The organism is Xanthomonas graminis pv. graminis (assembly GCF_030168915.1).
GTDB classification, from domain to species: domain Bacteria; phylum Pseudomonadota; class Gammaproteobacteria; order Xanthomonadales; family Xanthomonadaceae; genus Xanthomonas_A; species Xanthomonas_A translucens.
The window spans coordinates 2,010,723-2,026,126 of record NZ_CP076255.1 but is presented as its reverse complement, the minus strand read 5'-3'; the positions used below and the strand labels follow the sequence as shown (position 1 = coordinate 2,026,126).

Annotated in this window: 17 protein-coding genes; 3 read left to right on the top strand and 14 right to left on the bottom strand. The window is 69.2% G+C overall.

Annotation, left to right across the window (positions count from 1 at the left end; translation table 11 throughout):
* Positions 1-24 precede the first annotated feature (24 nt).
* The 8 genes from KHF85_RS08875 to rlmE form a co-directional block, all read right to left on the bottom strand.
* The gene (locus KHF85_RS08875; protein WP_284569510.1) at positions 25-1,701 is read right to left on the bottom strand and encodes an ABC1 kinase family protein; all 1,677 of its coding nucleotides are present in this window, start codon (positions 1,699-1,701) and stop codon (positions 25-27) included.
* A 29-nt stretch (positions 1,702-1,730) separates the two neighbouring features.
* Positions 1,731-2,225, bottom strand: coding sequence for a CinA family protein (locus KHF85_RS08870; protein WP_284569288.1), 495 nt, complete (start codon positions 2,223-2,225; stop codon positions 1,731-1,733).
* Between the two features lie 496 nt (positions 2,226-2,721).
* Positions 2,722-4,047, bottom strand: coding sequence for a ribosome rescue GTPase HflX (hflX, locus tag KHF85_RS08865; RefSeq protein WP_053836139.1), 1,326 nt, complete (start codon positions 4,045-4,047; stop codon positions 2,722-2,724).
* Between the two features lie 26 nt (positions 4,048-4,073).
* Positions 4,074-4,349: an RNA chaperone Hfq gene (gene hfq, locus KHF85_RS08860; protein ID WP_284569287.1), complete on the bottom strand. Its 276-nt coding sequence runs from the start codon at positions 4,347-4,349 to the stop codon at positions 4,074-4,076.
* A gap of 119 nt (positions 4,350-4,468) precedes the next feature.
* Positions 4,469-5,419, bottom strand: a complete 951-nt coding sequence (miaA, locus tag KHF85_RS08855) for a tRNA (adenosine(37)-N6)-dimethylallyltransferase MiaA (RefSeq protein ID WP_284569286.1) — start codon at positions 5,417-5,419, stop codon at positions 4,469-4,471.
* On the bottom strand, positions 5,419-6,318 hold the full coding sequence (gene folP, locus KHF85_RS08850; protein ID WP_284569285.1) for a dihydropteroate synthase: 900 nt from the start codon (positions 6,316-6,318) through the stop codon (positions 5,419-5,421). Before folP ends, miaA begins: the two co-directional genes overlap by 1 nt.
* Positions 6,319-6,665: 347 nt before the next feature.
* Positions 6,666-8,609 carry an ATP-dependent zinc metalloprotease FtsH gene (ftsH, locus tag KHF85_RS08845; RefSeq protein ID WP_053836137.1) on the bottom strand — a complete coding sequence of 648 codons (1,944 nt, stop codon included), beginning with the start codon at positions 8,607-8,609 and terminating at the stop codon, positions 6,666-6,668.
* 59 nt (positions 8,610-8,668) lie between these two features.
* Positions 8,669-9,301, bottom strand: a complete 633-nt coding sequence (gene rlmE / locus KHF85_RS08840) for a 23S rRNA (uridine(2552)-2'-O)-methyltransferase RlmE (RefSeq protein ID WP_284569509.1) — start codon at positions 9,299-9,301, stop codon at positions 8,669-8,671.
* Positions 9,302-9,367: 66 nt separating this feature from the next.
* Between rlmE and yhbY the strand changes: the two genes are divergently transcribed.
* Complete coding sequence (yhbY, locus tag KHF85_RS08835; RefSeq protein ID WP_003471333.1) at positions 9,368-9,673, top strand: ribosome assembly RNA-binding protein YhbY; 306 nt, start codon at positions 9,368-9,370, stop codon at positions 9,671-9,673.
* Positions 9,674-9,692: 19 nt separating this feature from the next.
* Positions 9,693-10,067: an Mth938-like domain-containing protein gene (locus tag KHF85_RS08830; protein ID WP_284569284.1), complete on the top strand. Its 375-nt coding sequence runs from the start codon at positions 9,693-9,695 to the stop codon at positions 10,065-10,067.
* A 184-nt stretch (positions 10,068-10,251) separates the two neighbouring features.
* Here the strand turns inward: KHF85_RS08830 and KHF85_RS08825 are convergent, their stop codons facing one another.
* From KHF85_RS08825 to surE, 4 genes are all read right to left on the bottom strand, one after another.
* Positions 10,252-11,061 (bottom strand): peptidoglycan DD-metalloendopeptidase family protein, encoded by an 810-nt coding sequence (locus tag KHF85_RS08825; RefSeq protein WP_409976681.1) that lies wholly within the window; start codon positions 11,059-11,061, stop codon positions 10,252-10,254.
* Complete coding sequence (locus KHF85_RS08820; protein ID WP_284569282.1) at positions 11,040-11,654, bottom strand: YqaA family protein; 615 nt, start codon at positions 11,652-11,654, stop codon at positions 11,040-11,042. Before KHF85_RS08820 ends, KHF85_RS08825 begins: the two co-directional genes overlap by 22 nt.
* Positions 11,655-11,718: 64 nt before the next feature.
* Positions 11,719-12,396, bottom strand: a complete 678-nt coding sequence (locus KHF85_RS08815; protein WP_003474035.1) for a protein-L-isoaspartate(D-aspartate) O-methyltransferase — start codon at positions 12,394-12,396, stop codon at positions 11,719-11,721.
* Positions 12,393-13,172 carry a 5'/3'-nucleotidase SurE gene (gene surE / locus KHF85_RS08810; RefSeq protein ID WP_284569281.1) on the bottom strand — a complete coding sequence of 260 codons (780 nt, stop codon included), beginning with the start codon at positions 13,170-13,172 and terminating at the stop codon, positions 12,393-12,395. The genes KHF85_RS08815 and surE overlap by 4 nt, the downstream gene beginning before the upstream one ends.
* A 101-nt stretch (positions 13,173-13,273) precedes the next feature.
* Between surE and KHF85_RS08805 the strand changes: the two genes are divergently transcribed.
* Positions 13,274-13,807, top strand: coding sequence for a Smr/MutS family protein (locus tag KHF85_RS08805; protein WP_009604544.1), 534 nt, complete (start codon positions 13,274-13,276; stop codon positions 13,805-13,807).
* 16 nt (positions 13,808-13,823) lie between these two features.
* Here the strand turns inward: KHF85_RS08805 and truD are convergent, their stop codons facing one another.
* Both truD and ispF read right to left on the bottom strand, forming a co-directional pair.
* Entirely contained in the window at positions 13,824-14,840 is a 1,017-nt protein-coding gene (gene truD, locus KHF85_RS08800; protein ID WP_409976699.1) for a tRNA pseudouridine(13) synthase TruD, read from the bottom strand.
* Between the two features lie 44 nt (positions 14,841-14,884).
* Positions 14,885-15,382, bottom strand: coding sequence for a 2-C-methyl-D-erythritol 2,4-cyclodiphosphate synthase (gene ispF / locus KHF85_RS08795; RefSeq protein ID WP_409976680.1), 498 nt, complete (start codon positions 15,380-15,382; stop codon positions 14,885-14,887).
* Between the last annotated feature and the right edge of the window lie 22 nt (positions 15,383-15,404).

Sequence of the window (15,404 nt, the reverse complement as noted above, 5' to 3'; positions counted from 1 at the left end):
CGGCCGCCGCAGCAACCGCTCCGCTCAGCGGCCGCTGCGCCAGATCGAGATCAGGATCCACACGCCCGACAGCGCCGCGCCAATGAAGCCGCCCACCCCGATCGCCAGCAGCCAACGGCTGGAGACGCCGCCGACGCTGTTCATCACGATCGAGGAACCGATGATGAGCGCGGCGGTGACGATGCCCATGGTCAGCCGATTCGCGGCGCGGTTGACCTGGTCGCCGAAGCCCTTCAGCGACGTGGTCTCGACGTTGAGCTGCAGCCGTCCGCGCCGTGCCGCCTGCAGCAGCCGGCGGGTGTCGCGCGGCAGGTCGCCGAGCAGTTCCAGCGCGCCGAGCATGGTGCGCCGGCCGCGCTTGGCCATCGCCCGCGGGGCGAAGCGCTGCAGCATCACCCGCTCCAGGTACGGCGCTGCGGCACCGGCCATGTCGAAATCCGGATCGAGTTGGCGCCCTACCCCTTCCACGGTCAGGAAGGTATTGATCATCAGCGCCAGGTCGGCCGGCAGCGCCAGTGCGTGCTGGCGCAGGATCGCGGTGACGTCGCCGAGCATCGCCCCGACCCGCAACTCCTTCAACGGCACGCCGCGGTACTGGTCGACGAAGCCGGCGATCTCCAGTTGCAGCCGCGCCTCGTCGATCTCGGCATCGCCGTCGGTCCATTCCAGCAGCACGTCGGTGACCGCTTCGGCTTCCTGGGTGACAAGGCCGTGCAGCAGCTGCACGACCTGGTAACGGCGCTGCTCGGAGATGCGCCCGACCATGCCGAAATCGATCACCGCGATGCGCTCGCCCGGCAGGTAGAAGATGTTGCCCGGGTGCGGATCGGCGTGGAAGCAGCCGTCCTCGAGCACCATCTTCAACACGATGTCGGCGCCGACGCGGGCCAGTTGGCGACGGTCCAGGCCGGCGGCATCCACACCCGCCAGGTCGCGCCCGCCGATGCCGGCGACGAAGTCCTGCACGTTGAGCGTCTCGCAAGTCCACTGCCAGTGCACGCGCGGGATCAGGATCTCGTCGTGGCCCTGGAAATTGGCGGCGATGCGCTCGGCGTTGCGGCATTCGCCGGCGAAATCCAGCTCGCGCCGCAGCGACACGGTGAACTGGTGCACCACCTCCGCAGGGTGGTAGCGCTTGAGGTCGGCCGCGCGCGCCTCGACGATCTCGGCGAGCCGCGCCAGCAGCCGCAGATCGGCCTCGATCACATCGCGGATGCCGGGGCGGCGCACCTTCATCACCACCGCGGTGCCGTCGTGCAGCCAGGCGCGATGGGTCTGCGCCAGCGACGCGGCGGCCAGCGGAATCTCCTCGACCTGGGCAAAAAGCGCCGACGGCGCCTCGCCCAACGCCTCCAGAAGTTGCGGCAGGATCTGTGCGTAGGGCAGCGCCGGCGCCGCGTTCTGCAGTTCGCCGAGTTCGTCGATCCACTCCGGCGGCAGCAGGTCCACGCGCGTGGCCAGCACCTGGCCGAGCTTGACGAAGGTCGGGCCAAGATCCTGCAGCGCGCGCCGCACCCGCTGCGGCGCCGACATGCGCAGCATTTCTTCGGCGTTATGCCAGTGCAGCAGGCGCCCGGCGCGTTCCAGCACGTCGGCCATGCCGATGCGGCGGACCACGTCGCCGAAGCCGTAGCGGATCAGCACCGAGGCGATTTCCTGCAAGCGCCCCAGGTCGCGGACCGTGCTCAGCGCCTCCCACATCGCGGTCGCCATCTACAGTCCGCCAGGGCTCACAACAGCGCGCCAAGCCCGCGCAACGCGGCAGCCACGGTCTGCCGGCGCACCGCGTCGCGGTCGCCGTCGAAGTTGAACAACTGCGCGCTGGCGTAGCCGCCGCGCCGCTTCCAGCCCACCCACACGGTGCCGACCGGCTTGTCGCCGGAGCCGCCGCCGGGGCCGGCGATGCCGGTCACCGCCACCGCGATGCTGGCGCCGGAATTGACCAGCGCGCCGGACACCATCTCGATCACCGTCTCGCGGCTGACCGCGCCGTGCTGCTCCAGGGTCTGCGGACGCACCCCGAGCAACGCCTGCTTGGCTTCGTAGCTATAGGCGACCATGCCGCAGTCGAACCAGTCCGAAGAGCCGGCGATGTCGGTCATCGCCTTGGCGATCCAGCCGCCGCTGCAGCTCTCGGCGGTGACCAGGCGCTCGCGCGTGGTGCGCAACTGGTCGCTGAGCGCAGTGGCGAGTTGCAGGAGTTGCGGATCGGTGAGGACAGTCATGGCACTGCTCGGGAAACCAATGCGCTTTGTAGCCCAATTCGCAACGGCTGTCGCGCTTGCGCGACGTAGGGCGAGGCGTGGCTTCAGCGATGGCGGTGCAGCCGGCGTGGCTGTGCTGGTGCGTCAGATATAGCTTCGCTGGCATGGCTGCACCAGTATTGCCTTCGCGCCGCAACGAAGCAGAACAGCGACTTGCTGATTGAGATGACGCTATCTGTAGGAGCGGCTTCAGCCGCGACAACGTCCGAAGCCGGAAGGCCCGCCGCTGCGTTCGTCGCGACTGAAGTCGCTCCCACAGGGGCGCCACTGGCGCCGCGGAGCGGCGAGGCCTGTTGTGGGAGGGACTTCAGTCCCGACTGCATGCCAGTTCGGAACATTCACCGCTTCGCTCGTCACGGCTGAAGACAGTTGCTCCTGCAGAATTTGCGCAGGCTGTAAACGCCTGAGCGAAGATGCACCCAGGCAACGGTGGCGACCGCGTCATCGCACGCGGCAGCTAACGCCGTTGCCACTCCTCTTCCTCGCGCGGCGGCAGCAGCGCGCGGATCGGCGCGCCGTCGGCGCTGGCGGCCAGGCGTTCGGCCTCGGTGATCGGGATGTCCACCTGCAGCAGCCAGCCGTCTTCGTCGGCCTGCTCGCTGCGGATCACCTGCAGTTGGTGCAGCTGCGAGCGCAGGCGCCCGGCGCTGGGCGGCAGGCGCAGGCTGCCCTGCACGTGCTGCAACCCCAGGCGCTGGCCGAGCACGCCCTGCAGCAGGTCGAGGCCGCGTTCGTCGCGCGCCGAGATCCACACCCGCTCGCGGCGCGCCTCATCCGGCACGCCGTCCTGCGCATCGTGGCGCACGTCGGCGCCTTCGATGCGGTCGATCTTGTTGAACACCAGCAACTGCGGCAGATCGCCGGCGCCGACCGCGTGCAACACTTCGTCGACCTGGGCGATGCGCTCTTCGCGCAGCGGATCGGCGGCATCGACCACGTGCAGCAGGAAGTCGGCCTCGCGCGCCTCGGACAGGGTCGAGCGGAACGCGGCGACCAGCTCGTGCGGCAGGTTGCGCACGAAGCCGACGGTGTCGGCCAGCATCGCATTGCCGCCGGGCAGCGCGATGCGGCGCACGGTCGGGTCCAGCGTCGCGAACAGCTTGTCCGCGGCGTAGGCCTCGGCGCCGGTCAAGGCATTGAACAGGGTCGATTTGCCGGCGTTGGTGTAGCCGACCACCGCGATCCGCGGCAGTTCGCTGCGCACCCGCGCACGGCGCATCTGGGTGTGTTGCACCTCGACCTTTTCCAGCCGCTTCTGCAACTGCTCGACCCGCTTCTGCAACAGCCGGCGGTCGGTTTCCAGCTGGGTTTCGCCGGGGCCGCGCAAACCGATCGAACCGCCGCGCTGGCGCTCCAGATGGGTCCAGCCGCGTATCAGCCGCGTGGCCATGTGCCGCAGCTGCGCCAGTTCGACCTGCAGCTTGCCTTCGTGGCTGCGTGCGCGCTGCGCGAAGATGTCCAGGATCAACCCGGTGCGGTCGATCACGCGCCGCTCCAGGTATTTCTCCAGGTTGCGCTCCTGGCCCGGACTCAAGGCATGGTTGACCAGGATCAGGTCGGCGCCGCTGGCCTCGGCCGCGGCCTTGACCTCCTCCAGCTTGCCGCTGCCGATCAGCGTCGACGGACTCGGCTTGTCGATGCGCGCGGTCAGCGTGGCGGCGATGCTAGCGCCGGCGGAGCGCGCCAAGTCGGCGAACTCCTCCAGCACGTCGTCCTCCAACGGTCCACCGGCATAGGGCTGGATCAGCAGTGCGTGTTCGCCGCGGCGGGAACGATCAAACACCCGCGGCTCCGGTCTTCAACAGCGTCCTACTCGGCTTCGTCATCGTCCGCACTGCCACCCTCGTTCTGCTGCACATAGCCACCGCCCGGTCCGACGCGCACGTTGCGCACCGGCACCACGGTGGAAATGGCGTGTTTGTAGACCATCTGGCTCACGGTGTTGCGCAACAGCACCACGAATTGGTCGAAGGACTCGATGGTACCCTGCAGCTTGATGCCGTTGACCAGGTACACCGAGACCGGCACCCGTTCGCGACGCAGCGCGTTCAGGAAAGGATCCTGTAAGGATTGCCCCTTGGACATGCTTCACTCCCGTTTATTGTTTTTATGTGCCCGGGTCGGCACTGCAGCTCCCCTGCCGTGGCCCGGACCGTCGATGTTACACAACCGCGGGCTTCAGCACAGCGCGGCGTGTAGCCAAATCAGCGAAGAAAGTCCGCCACTGCGCCATCCAGGCGCGCGCCGTCGGATTCGGGGTCGAACCAACGCGCGTCCAGTTCCCCGCGCAGCCAGGTCAGTTGGCGCTTGGCCAGCTGGCGGGTGGCGAAGATCGCACGCTCGCGAAACGTCGCCGCATCGCTGGCCCCGTCCAGGTGTTCCCAGGCCTGGCGGTAGCCGACGGCGCGTACCGCCGGCAGTTCCAGTGGCTGCGCTACCTGGCGCAGCGCCGGCAAGGCGCGCAGCGCGCGCACCTCGTCGAGGAAGCCCTGTGCCAGCATCGCGTCGAAGCGCAGTTCGATGCGCTGGTGCAGCAGCGCGCGCTCGGCCGGCGCCAGCACCAGTTTCAGCACCCGCAACGGCAGCCGCGGCGGCCCCGGCTGCGCCTGCCACTCGCTGATCGGGCGGCCGCTGAGCTGGAACACTTCCAGCGCACGCTGGATGCGCTGCGCATCGCCAGGCCGGATCCGCCGCGCGGCCAGCGGATCGACCTGCTGCAGCTGCGCATGCAACGCCGCCCAGCCTTCGGCCTGCCCGCGTGCGCCCAGCGCCGCGCGCAGTTGCGGATCGGCCGGCGGCATCGGCGCCAGGCCTTCCAGCAATGCCTGGAAATACAGGCCGGTGCCGCCGGTCAGGATCGGCAGGCGGCCGCGGGCGACGATCGCATCCAGCGCTGCACGCGCGTCCACCGCGAATTCGGCGGCCGAATAGGGCTGCCACGGATCGCGCAGGTCCAGCAGATGGTGCGGCACGCGCGCCAGCTGCTGCGCGTCGGGCTTGGCCGCGCCGATGTTCAGGCCGCGGTACACCAGCGCCGAATCGACGCTGACGATCTCGCCGCCGTAGCGCTCGGCCAGGGCGATCGCCGCGGCGGTCTTGCCCGACGCGGTCGGCCCCATCAGCGCGATCGCGCGCGGGCGCCGGTCGGCCGGCATCAGTCCTCGTCCGGCCAGCGGATCGCGGCGGGCGCGGTACCGCTGCGCGGCAACGGCACCGCCGCCAGCGCCTGCCAGACCTTCAACGCGTCCACCGTGGCGGCGACGTCGTGCACGCGCAGCAGCAGCGCGCCGCGCTGCGCCGCCAGCAGGTGCGCCGCTACCGAGCCGGCCACGCGCTGCTCCGGCGCGGTGCGCCCGGTCAGTTCGCCGATGCTGCGCTTGCGCGACAGCCCGGCCAGCACCGGCACGCCGAGTTCGACCAGGCGCGACAGCTGCGCCAGCAATTGCAGGTTGTCGGCGGTGCCCTTGCCGAACCCGAAGCCGGGATCGACCAGCAGGCGGCGCTTGTCGATGCCGGCCATTTCCGCGGCGAAGATGCGCTCGGCCAGGAACCGGTGCACCTCGCCGACCACGTCGTCGTAGTGCGGCGCGCTGCCGGCGGCATAGGCGTCGTCGGGCATGTGCATCAGCACCACCGGCACCCGCAGTTCCGCCGCCGCGTCCAGTGCGCCGGGCCGGCGCAAGGCCTGGATGTCGTTGATCATGCCGGCGCCGGCGGCGACCGCCGCGCGCATCACCTCCGGCTTGAACGTGTCCACGCTCAGCGGCACTGCGGTCTGCGCCGCCAGCCGCTCGATCACCGGGATGACCCGGCGCAATTCTTCTTCCACCGGGACCGGGATGGCGCCGGGGCGGGTCGATTCGCCGCCGATGTCGAGCAGGTCGGCACCCTCCTCCACCAGCCGCAGGCCGTGCGCGACCGCCGCTTCCAGCGTCGCATGCGCGCCGCCATCGGAAAACGAGTCGGGGGTGACGTTGACGATGCCCATCACCCGCGGACGATCCAGCAGCAGGCGGCGGCCGCCGCAATCCAGGCTCGGCGAGGTCTCGAACATCAGCGGCGCTCCTGGGCGTTGCCACGCTGCATGGGAATGCTGCGCGTGTCTTTGGTTGCGACCGGGGCTGCAGCGCGGAGCGTCGTGGCGACGGCGGCGTTGGCAAGCGGCGGCAGCGATGGACGAGCGAGCGATGGCATGGGCGGCGGGCAGTGATGACGGAACGCCATTGTCGCCCAGTCGTAGCGCCTATGACGCGGCGGCGGCGGGGATGTACCCCAAAAGATCGGCCGGAGCGATGCAAGCCTCACTCCGGCGGCCTGCCCTGCTCTGCCGGATATACAAAAGCAAAGCAACAAAAAAGCCAGGGATCGCTCCCTGGCTTTCTGCTGGACCCGAGCGGGCGCTTACAGCTGCTCGGCCGGCCCGGTGATCGGCGGCAGCGGCCGCGAACTGCCCTTGTCGTTGCCGCCGTCCTTGCCATCCTTGCCGGACTTGTTCCAGCCCATCGGCGGCGGCGGATCGCGGCCTTCCATGATCGCGTCGATCTGCGGCACGTCGATGGTTTCGTACTCCAGCAGCAACTTGGCCATCACGTGCAGCTTGTCCAGGTTCTCGGTCAGGATATGCGTGGTCTTGGCATAGGCCTTGTCGAGGATCGAACGCACCACTTCGTCGATGCGGCGCGCGGTATCGTCGGACACGCTCTTGTGCTGGGTCACCGAACGGCCCAGGAACACCTCATCGTCTTCCTCGCCGTAGGCGATCGGCCCCAGTTCGTCGGACAGGCCCCACTTGGTGACCATGTTGCGCGCCATCTTGGTCGCGCGCTCGATGTCGTTGGAGGCGCCGGTGGTGACCTTGTCGGTGCCGAAGATCAGCTCTTCGGCGACGCGGCCGCCGTACAGCGAGCACAGCTGCGACTGGATCGCGACCCGGTTGATCGAGTATTTGTCGCCTTCCGGCAGGTACATGGTCACGCCCAGCGCCCGCCCGCGCGGGATGATGGTGACCTTGTAGACCGGATCGTGCTCCGGCACCAGGCGGCCGACGATGGCATGGCCGGCCTCGTGGTAGGCGGTGAGCGTCTTCTCTTCCTCGCTCATCGCCATCGAACGGCGCTCGGACCCCATCAGGATCTTGTCGCGGGCACGGTCGAAGTGGTCCATGCGGACCTCCTTGACCGTTTCGCGCGCGGCGAACAGCGCCGCCTCGTTGCACAGGTTGGCCAGGTCGGCGCCGGAGAAGCCCGGGGTGCCGCGCGCGATCACCATCGGCTCGACGTCGTCGGCCAGCGGCAGCTTGCGCATGTGCACCTTCAGGATCTGCTCGCGGCCGCGCACGTCCGGCAGGCCGACCACCACCTGGCGATCGAAACGGCCCGGACGCAGCAGCGCCGGATCGAGCACGTCGGGGCGGTTGGTGGCGGCGATCACGATCACGCCTTCGCCGCCCTCGAACCCGTCCATTTCCACCAGCAACTGGTTCAGGGTCTGCTCGCGCTCGTCATGACCGCCGCCCAGGCCGGCCCCGCGATGACGGCCGACCGCATCGATTTCGTCGATGAAGATGATGCACGGCGCGTGCTTCTTGGCCTGCTCGAACATGTCGCGCACGCGGCTGGCGCCGACGCCGACGAACATCTCGACGAAATCGGAGCCGGAAATGCTGAAGAACGGCACCTTGGCCTCGCCGGCGATGGCCTTGGCCAGCAGCGTCTTGCCGGTGCCGGGCGGGCCGACCATCAGCACGCCGCGCGGAATCTTGCCGCCGAGCTTGGTGAACTTGGTCGGATCGCGCAGGAAGTCGACCAGCTCGCTGACTTCTTCCTTGGCCTCGTCGCAGCCGGCGACGTCGGCGAAGGTGATCTTGATCTGATCCTCGCCCTGCAGCTTGGCGCGCGATTTGCCGAACGACATCGCGCCCTTGGCGCCGCCGCCACCGCCCTGCATCTGGCGCATGATGAACAGCCAGAAGCCGATGATCAGGATGACCGGCAGGAAGTTCAGCACCAGCGACCAGAAGCTCGGGCCATTGGCCGGCTTCTGCCGGGTCATCTCCACGTTCTTGCTGTACAGCACGTCCACCAGCTTGTCGTCGCGCGGCCCGTAGACCATGCTTTCGCTGCCGTCGTTGCGCCTGAAGCGGATCGCGGTCACCGACAGCCCGGTGTCGTCGGTGAAATCGACCGTCTTCACCCGTCCGCCATCCACTTCCTTCAGGAACTGGGTATAGGTCACGGTGTCGTTGCCGGGACCGCCGGCCAGCCGTGGCGAGAAGCTCTGGAACACCACCATCAGCACGACGGCGACGACTACCCACAGCAACAGATTCTTGGTCAAGTCGTTCATCCTCATTGGCTCCGGTGTCCCTTCAACTCTTTCTCGATGCGTGATGCGACGGTTTCAGCTTACTTGATCTGGGCACGCTTGCCCTGTCCGAGGACATAGACCTCCGGCGAGCGCTTGCGCGACGCCGCCGGTTTGCGGATGGACACCTTTTCGTAACGGCGGCGCATCTGGCGGATGTAATCGTCGGACCCGACGCCCTGGAACAGCTTGATCAGGAACGCCCCGCCCGGTTTGAGGTGGGTATCGGCGAACGCCATCGCCAATTCGGCCAAGTGCATCATCCGCGGCTGGTCCACCGCATCCATGCCGCTTTTATTGGGGGCCATATCCGACAGCACAAGGTCTACCCGGTTGTCGCCGAGCATCGCCTCGAACTGCGATAGCACCTCCTGCTCCCTGAAGTCGCCGTGAAGGAACTCCACGCCGGCCAGCGGCGGCATCTCCAGGATGTCCAGCGCCAGCACCCGGCCACGCTCGCCCAGCGACTTGCGCACCTGCTGCGACCAGCCGCCCGGCGCGGCGCCGAGATCGACCACCAGCATGTCCGGCTTGAGCAACTTGTCGCGCTGCAGCAGCTCTTCCAGCTTGTAGGCGGCGCGCGACCGCATGCCTTCGGCCTGGGCCTTCTTCACGAAGGGGTCGGCGAAATGTTCGCGGAGCCAGCGTTGGCTGCTTTTGCTGCGGGTTGCCATGGGTGCGCGGTCGTGGTGGGCGGCCATGATACCCTGATCGCCCTTGGCAACCCCGTTCCCGCCTGCATGTCGATCAGCCTGACCCCGTCCCAGAACCGCTTCCTGCGCGGCCTGGCGCACGACCTCAAACCCCTGTTGCAGATTGGCGGCAAGGGCGTCACGCCGGCCTTCCTGGCCGAACTGGACGAGGTGCTGGAGCGCCACGAGCTGGTCAAGGTGAAGGTCGGCGGCGACGACCGCGAGGCCCGCGACGCGAGCATCGCCAGCCTGGTGGAGCAATCGCACAGCGTGCTGGTGCAGCGCATCGGCCACACCGCGATCCTGTATCGCCCGGCCAAGGAAGACCGCCAGATCGTGCTGCCGCGCGGCTGATCCGCTTGCCGGTGCCATCATGCAGCTGACCCACGACCTGCCCGACTACGCCTACACCCTGCGCATGGCCGACGGCCGCCAGGCCAAGGTGAACGACCGCCTGCTCACCCGCAGTTTCATTCTTGCCCCGGACACCCTGGTCGAGCACTGGGACGCCCCGGCCGCGGCCGAGCTGCAACCGCAGCAGCTGCAGCCCTTGCTGGAACTGAATCCGGCGCTGGTGATCCTGGGCACCGGCGAGCGCCAGGTGTTCCCGCCGGCCGCCGCGCTGGCGCTGTTCCTGACCCGCGGTATCGGCATCGAAGTGATGAACAACGCCGCGGCGGCGCGCACCTACAACGTGCTGGCCGCCGAAGGCAGGCGCGTGGCGGTCGGGTTCCTGCTCGAGGGCTGAGCTTGACACCGCGCCGAGCGGTGTGTGATCTACGGGTTACAGCCGCCACGCGTTGTAGGAGCGGCTTCAGCCGCGACCAACCACCACAGGTAATGCCCTGTCGCGGCTGAAGCCGCTCCTACAAAAAGCAGCAACAGCTGCGCGCTGCGCCGGCCGGAGATCTGCCCGAACGACGACCCGCCGGTTACTTGCTGGGCAGATACAACAGCGGATCGACCGGCTTGCCGTTGTAGCGAATCTCGAAGTGCAGCATGTCGCGCGCCGCGCCGCTGCGGCCCATCTCGGCGATCTGCTCGCCGGCCTTCACGTTTTGGCCTTCGTTGACCAGGCGCTTGCGGTTGTGGCCATAGGCCGACAGCCATTGCTCGTTGTGCTTGATGATGATCAGTTCGCCGTAGCCGACCAGGCCGGCGCCCGAATACACCACCACGCCATCGGCGGCGGCACGCACCGCCTGGCCGCTGCTGCCGGCGATGTCCACGCCCTGCCTGGTGGTCTCGCCGACCACGAAACGGCTGACCACCGCGCCGTCGGCCGGCCAGCGCCAGCTGAAGCCGCTGCTCACCGGCGTCGGCGCCGCCGCGGCGGGCGGGCGCGTTGCGGTGGCTGGCGGACCCGGCGGCAGCACCACGGCGCTGCCAGGCCGGGCTGCGACGGTGCCGCCGCCCGGCGGATACAGCTTCAACGATTGCCCGGGGTAGATCGTGTACGGCGGCGGCAGCCGGTTCCAGGCGGCCAGGTCCTGCGGCGCGATGCTGTTGGCGCGGGCGATCGCGTACAGCGTGTCGCCGCGGCGCACGGTCGCGCTGACCCCAGGCTTGGGCACCGACGGCCGCGGCGCCGCAGCGCCGGGCTTGCTGCCGGGCGCCCCGGAGGTGCGCACCACGGTGGCGCTGCTGCAGGCGCCAAGCCCGATCGCCACCAGCAAGCACAGGCTGCCACGCAGGCCGTTACGCACCACCCGATCGACGCTCATCCGTACTTCGCTCTCCATATGACCCACACCACCAGCAGCGCCAGGATCGCCATCGCGACCCAACCGAGCGGTTCGATCCAGCGGCGCAACGCGGCTTCCGCACGCGGCCCGCCCAGGCGGATCGCGCCGGCCACCAGATAGACGCGCTTGCCGCGGCCGACCAACATGCTCGCCAGGAACGGTAGCAGCGGGATTCCAACGATGCCTGAGGCCCAGGTAAATATCTTCAGCGGGATCGGGGTGAAACCGGCCAGCACCAGCAGCCAGAACGCACGCCACGGCGACTCGGCGACCACCTCGCGCAGATGGCTGACCTGTGCATCAATCTTCTGCGTCCAGCCCAGCCATTCGATCAGCGGCTGCACCGCGGCGAAAGCGAAGTGGCCGAGCATGTAGCCGACCAGCGCGCCGGCCACCGAGCCCATCAGGCTCAGCGTGGCGAACCACAGCGCGCGCCGCGGCTGCGCCAGCGACATCGGCGCCAGCATCACCTCCGGCGGCACCGGGAACACGATCGCCTCGGCAAAGCTGAGCGCGGTCAGGAACGTCGGTGCGCGGCGGTGGCGCGACCAGGCGATGGCGCGTTCGTACAACGGCCCGAATATCTTCATGCAACGCAACTCCGGTGATTCGATCCAGGGTGATTCAATGCAGCCTGATTCAATGCGGCGTGATTCAATCCAGCATGCCCGACAGCAGCGGGACGAAGCTCACCGGCGCCAGAATGTCCTGTTCGATACGGCCTTCGGCATCGCGGCGCAGGCGCACCAGCGATTGCGACGAAGGACCGCCGACCGGCGCCACCAGGCAGCCGCCCGGTGCGAGTTGCTCGACCAGCGCATCGACCAGCGCCGGCGCCGCGGCGGTGACCACGATCGCATCATAGGGGCCGTGCTCGGCCCAGCCGATGCGGCCGTCGTCGTGCTTGCTGCGCACGTTCATGCCGAGCTGGCGCAAGCGCTTGCGCGCCTGCCGCAGCAGGTCGCCGATGCGCTCCACGGTATAGACCTCCAACCCCAGCGCGGCCAGGATCGCGGCCTGGTAGCCGGAGCCGGTGCCCACTTCCAGCACCTTCTTCGGCGCCGCCGCGAGCACGGTTTCGGTCATCCGCGCCACCACCCACGGCTGCGAGATGGTCTGGCCGTGGCCGATCGGCAACGCGGTGTCCTCGTAGGCGCGCGAAGCCAGCGCCTCGTCGATGAACAGGTGCCGCGGCACCGTGCGCACCGCGTTGAGCACGGCTTCGTCGCGGATCCCTGACTCGCGCAGGCGCTCGACCAGGCGGTCGCGCACGCGCTGCGAGGTCATGCCGATGCCGATCGCTTCCGGTTGCAGGCGCAGCCGCGGGGTCATGCCGGGTCGCTCAGCGCGGCGCTGAGGCCGCCGACCCAGCTGGCGACGGTCTCCAGCGCCTGATAGCGGGTCAGATCGACCTGGATCGGGGTGATCGAGATGAAGCCGGTGCGTACCGCATGGAAATCGGTGCCGGGGCCGGCGTCCTGCTCGCGGCCGGCCGGGCCGATCCAGTACACGGTGGCGCCGCGCGGGTCGGACTGCGGCAGGCACGGTTCGGAGCGGTGGCGATTGCCGAGCCGGGTGACCTCGAAGCCCTTGATCTCGCCCCAGGGCAGGTCCGGCACGTTGACGTTGAGGATGGTGTCCGCCGGCAGCGGATCGGCCTTCAGCCGCGCCACGATTTCGACCGCGGCGCGCGCAGCGGTCTGGAAGTACTTGGGTTCGTGGTTGTGGGTGACCAGCGACATCGCCAGCGCGGGCAGGCCCAGAAAGCGCCCCTCCATCGCCGCCGAGACGGTGCCCGAATAGATCACGTCGTCGCCCAGGTTGGCCGAGTTGTTGATCCCGGAGACCACCATGTCCGGTTCGTCGTCGAGCATGCCGGTGAGCGCGAGATGCACGCAATCGGTGGGCGTACCGGCGACGCTGCAGGTGTGCGGGTCGATGCGCTTGATCCGGATCGGCAGATCCAGCGTCAGCGAGTTGCTGGCGCCGGAGCGATCGCGATCGGGTGCGACCACGGTCACTTCATGCCCCGCGCTGCGCAGTTGCTCGGCCAGCATCTTGATGCCGGGGGCGTCGACGCCGTCGTCGTTGCTCACTAGTACGCGCATGGGACTCCTCGGATAACCCGAGCATGATACCGGATGCGTCCCTCGCCTTCCGCCATTGTGCACGGCTTGCGCCGCGCGACCGGCGGGTTACGCTGTGCGCCATGTCGCATCCCGAAGACGAAGATCCCGCCGCGCTGTTCCGCGCGGCGATCGGCGCGGTCACGCCGATCAACGCGACGCCGCCGGCCAACGCCAAGCCGCGGCCGAAGCCGCGCGCGCGCATGGCCGAGCGCGACGATGCCGAGGCGCATAGCGAGTTCCAGCGCCTGTTGCGCGACAGCGCGCCGCTGGAGGCCGGCGACGTGGCCAGCTACCGCCGCGAGAACGTGCCGGCGCGGGTGTTCCAGCGCCTGCGCCGCGGCCAGTTCTCCGCGCAGGACGAACTCGACCTGCATGGCGCCAACGCCGTGCAGGCCGAGGCGCTGCTGCGCCAGTTCATCGCCGAGGCGCATGCGCACGAGTTCGGCTGCGTGCGCATCGTGCACGGCAAGGGCCTGCAGTCCGGCGGCATCCCGCTGTTGAAGAACCTGGTCGATCGCCTGCTGCGGCAGCGCAACGACGTGCTGGCGTTCCATTCGGCGCCGCCCACGCAAGGCGGCACCGGGGCGATGCTGGTGTTGCTGGCGCGGCGCTGAGGCGGCGCCGCGCGACCTATTCCTGCGCCGCTGGCTCGGCCTGCGCGCCCTGCCCGGCATCGACCACCTCGCCCAGCTCGTACAGCAGCGCGGTGGCATAGCTGCCCGGCGGCAGCGCGAAACGCAGTTCCAGCGCGTCGTCTTGCGTGTCCAGCCAGCGCCACTGCAGCTCGGCCGCACGCAAGCGGGTGGCGCGTCGCTCCTGCTTCAGGCCTTCGCGCTCCAGGCCTTCACGCAAGCGCAGCGACGTCGCATCCTCGAGCGCGGCCAGTTCCAGCGCGCGCGCCGCGTCGGCGCTGCGCAGTTCGCCCGCGCCCCACAATGGCGCCGAAGGATGGATGTCGAAACGCTGCAGGCGCTCGGCCAATACCTCGGACCAGGGCTCCGGGCCGAACACGCTGCGGCTGCCGTCGAGCAGCCACACCTCGCCGTCCAGCGCGGCGTCCCAGTTGCCCGCCGCCACGCGCGCGGCCAGGACTCGGTTGAACAGTTCCGAGCGCGCCGCCGACAGCAGCAGGGAGCGCTGCTCGCGCCGCACCCGACGCCCGCCGAACATCGCCAGTGCATTGCCGACGTTGCTGCCGTCGCGGCCGAAGCGCTGTTCGCCGAACCAGTTGGGGATGCCGCGCGCGGCGATCTGCGCCAGCCGCGCCTCGATCGCGGCGCGCTCGCCGCGCACCTGCCGCAACACCAGCACGAAGCCGTTGCCGGCTAGCGCGCCGCGCGGCAGCTTGCGGTTGTGCCACTGCGACTGCAGCACCTGCATGTCCTCGCTGTGCAGCGCGTCCAGCGCCGGCGCCACGCGCTTGGGCAGGTGCACCGAGAACCGCTGGGTGGTGACCGCGTGGCGGTCTTTCATGCCCGCGTAGCCGATCGCCATCTCCGCCACGCCGGCCCACTGCGCCAGGCGGCGCGCGGCGAAGGCGGTGTTCATGCCGCGCTTGCGCACGGTCAGCAGCAGATGTTCGCCCTCGCCGCTGGGCTCGAACGCGGGCATTTCGTCGACCTGGAAATCCTCGGCCACGCTGCGCATGCGCGCCTGCAGCGGCGCGGCGCCGAACGCACGCGGCAACTCGCTCACAGCGCCACCAGCAACACCGCCGCCTGCGCCGCGATGCCTTCGCCGCGGCCGGTGAAGCCGAGTTGCTCGCTGGTGGTGGCCTTGACGCTGACGCGGTCGATGCCGACCTGCAACAGCGCGGCCAGGCGTTCGCGCATCGCCGGCGCATGCGGGCCGACCTTGGGTCGCTCGCAGATCACGGTGACGTCGGCGTTGCCGAGCTGCCAGCCGCGCTCGCGCAACAGATGTTCGCAATGGCGCAGGAACTGCGCGCTGTCGGCGCCTTTCCAGCGCGCATCCGAGGGCGGGAAATGCTGGCCGATGTCGCCCAGCGCCAGCGCGCCCAGCAGCGCATCGCATAGCGCGTGGATCACCACGTCGCCGTCGCTGTGCGCGAGCACGCCGCACGTGTGCGCCACGCGCACGCCGCCGAGCATCACGTGGTCGCCATCGCCGAAGGCGTGCACGTCGTAGCCCTGGCCGATACGGAAGGGAGGAAAGTCAGGCATGGGCATCGCAGCATCGCAAAAGGAAAAA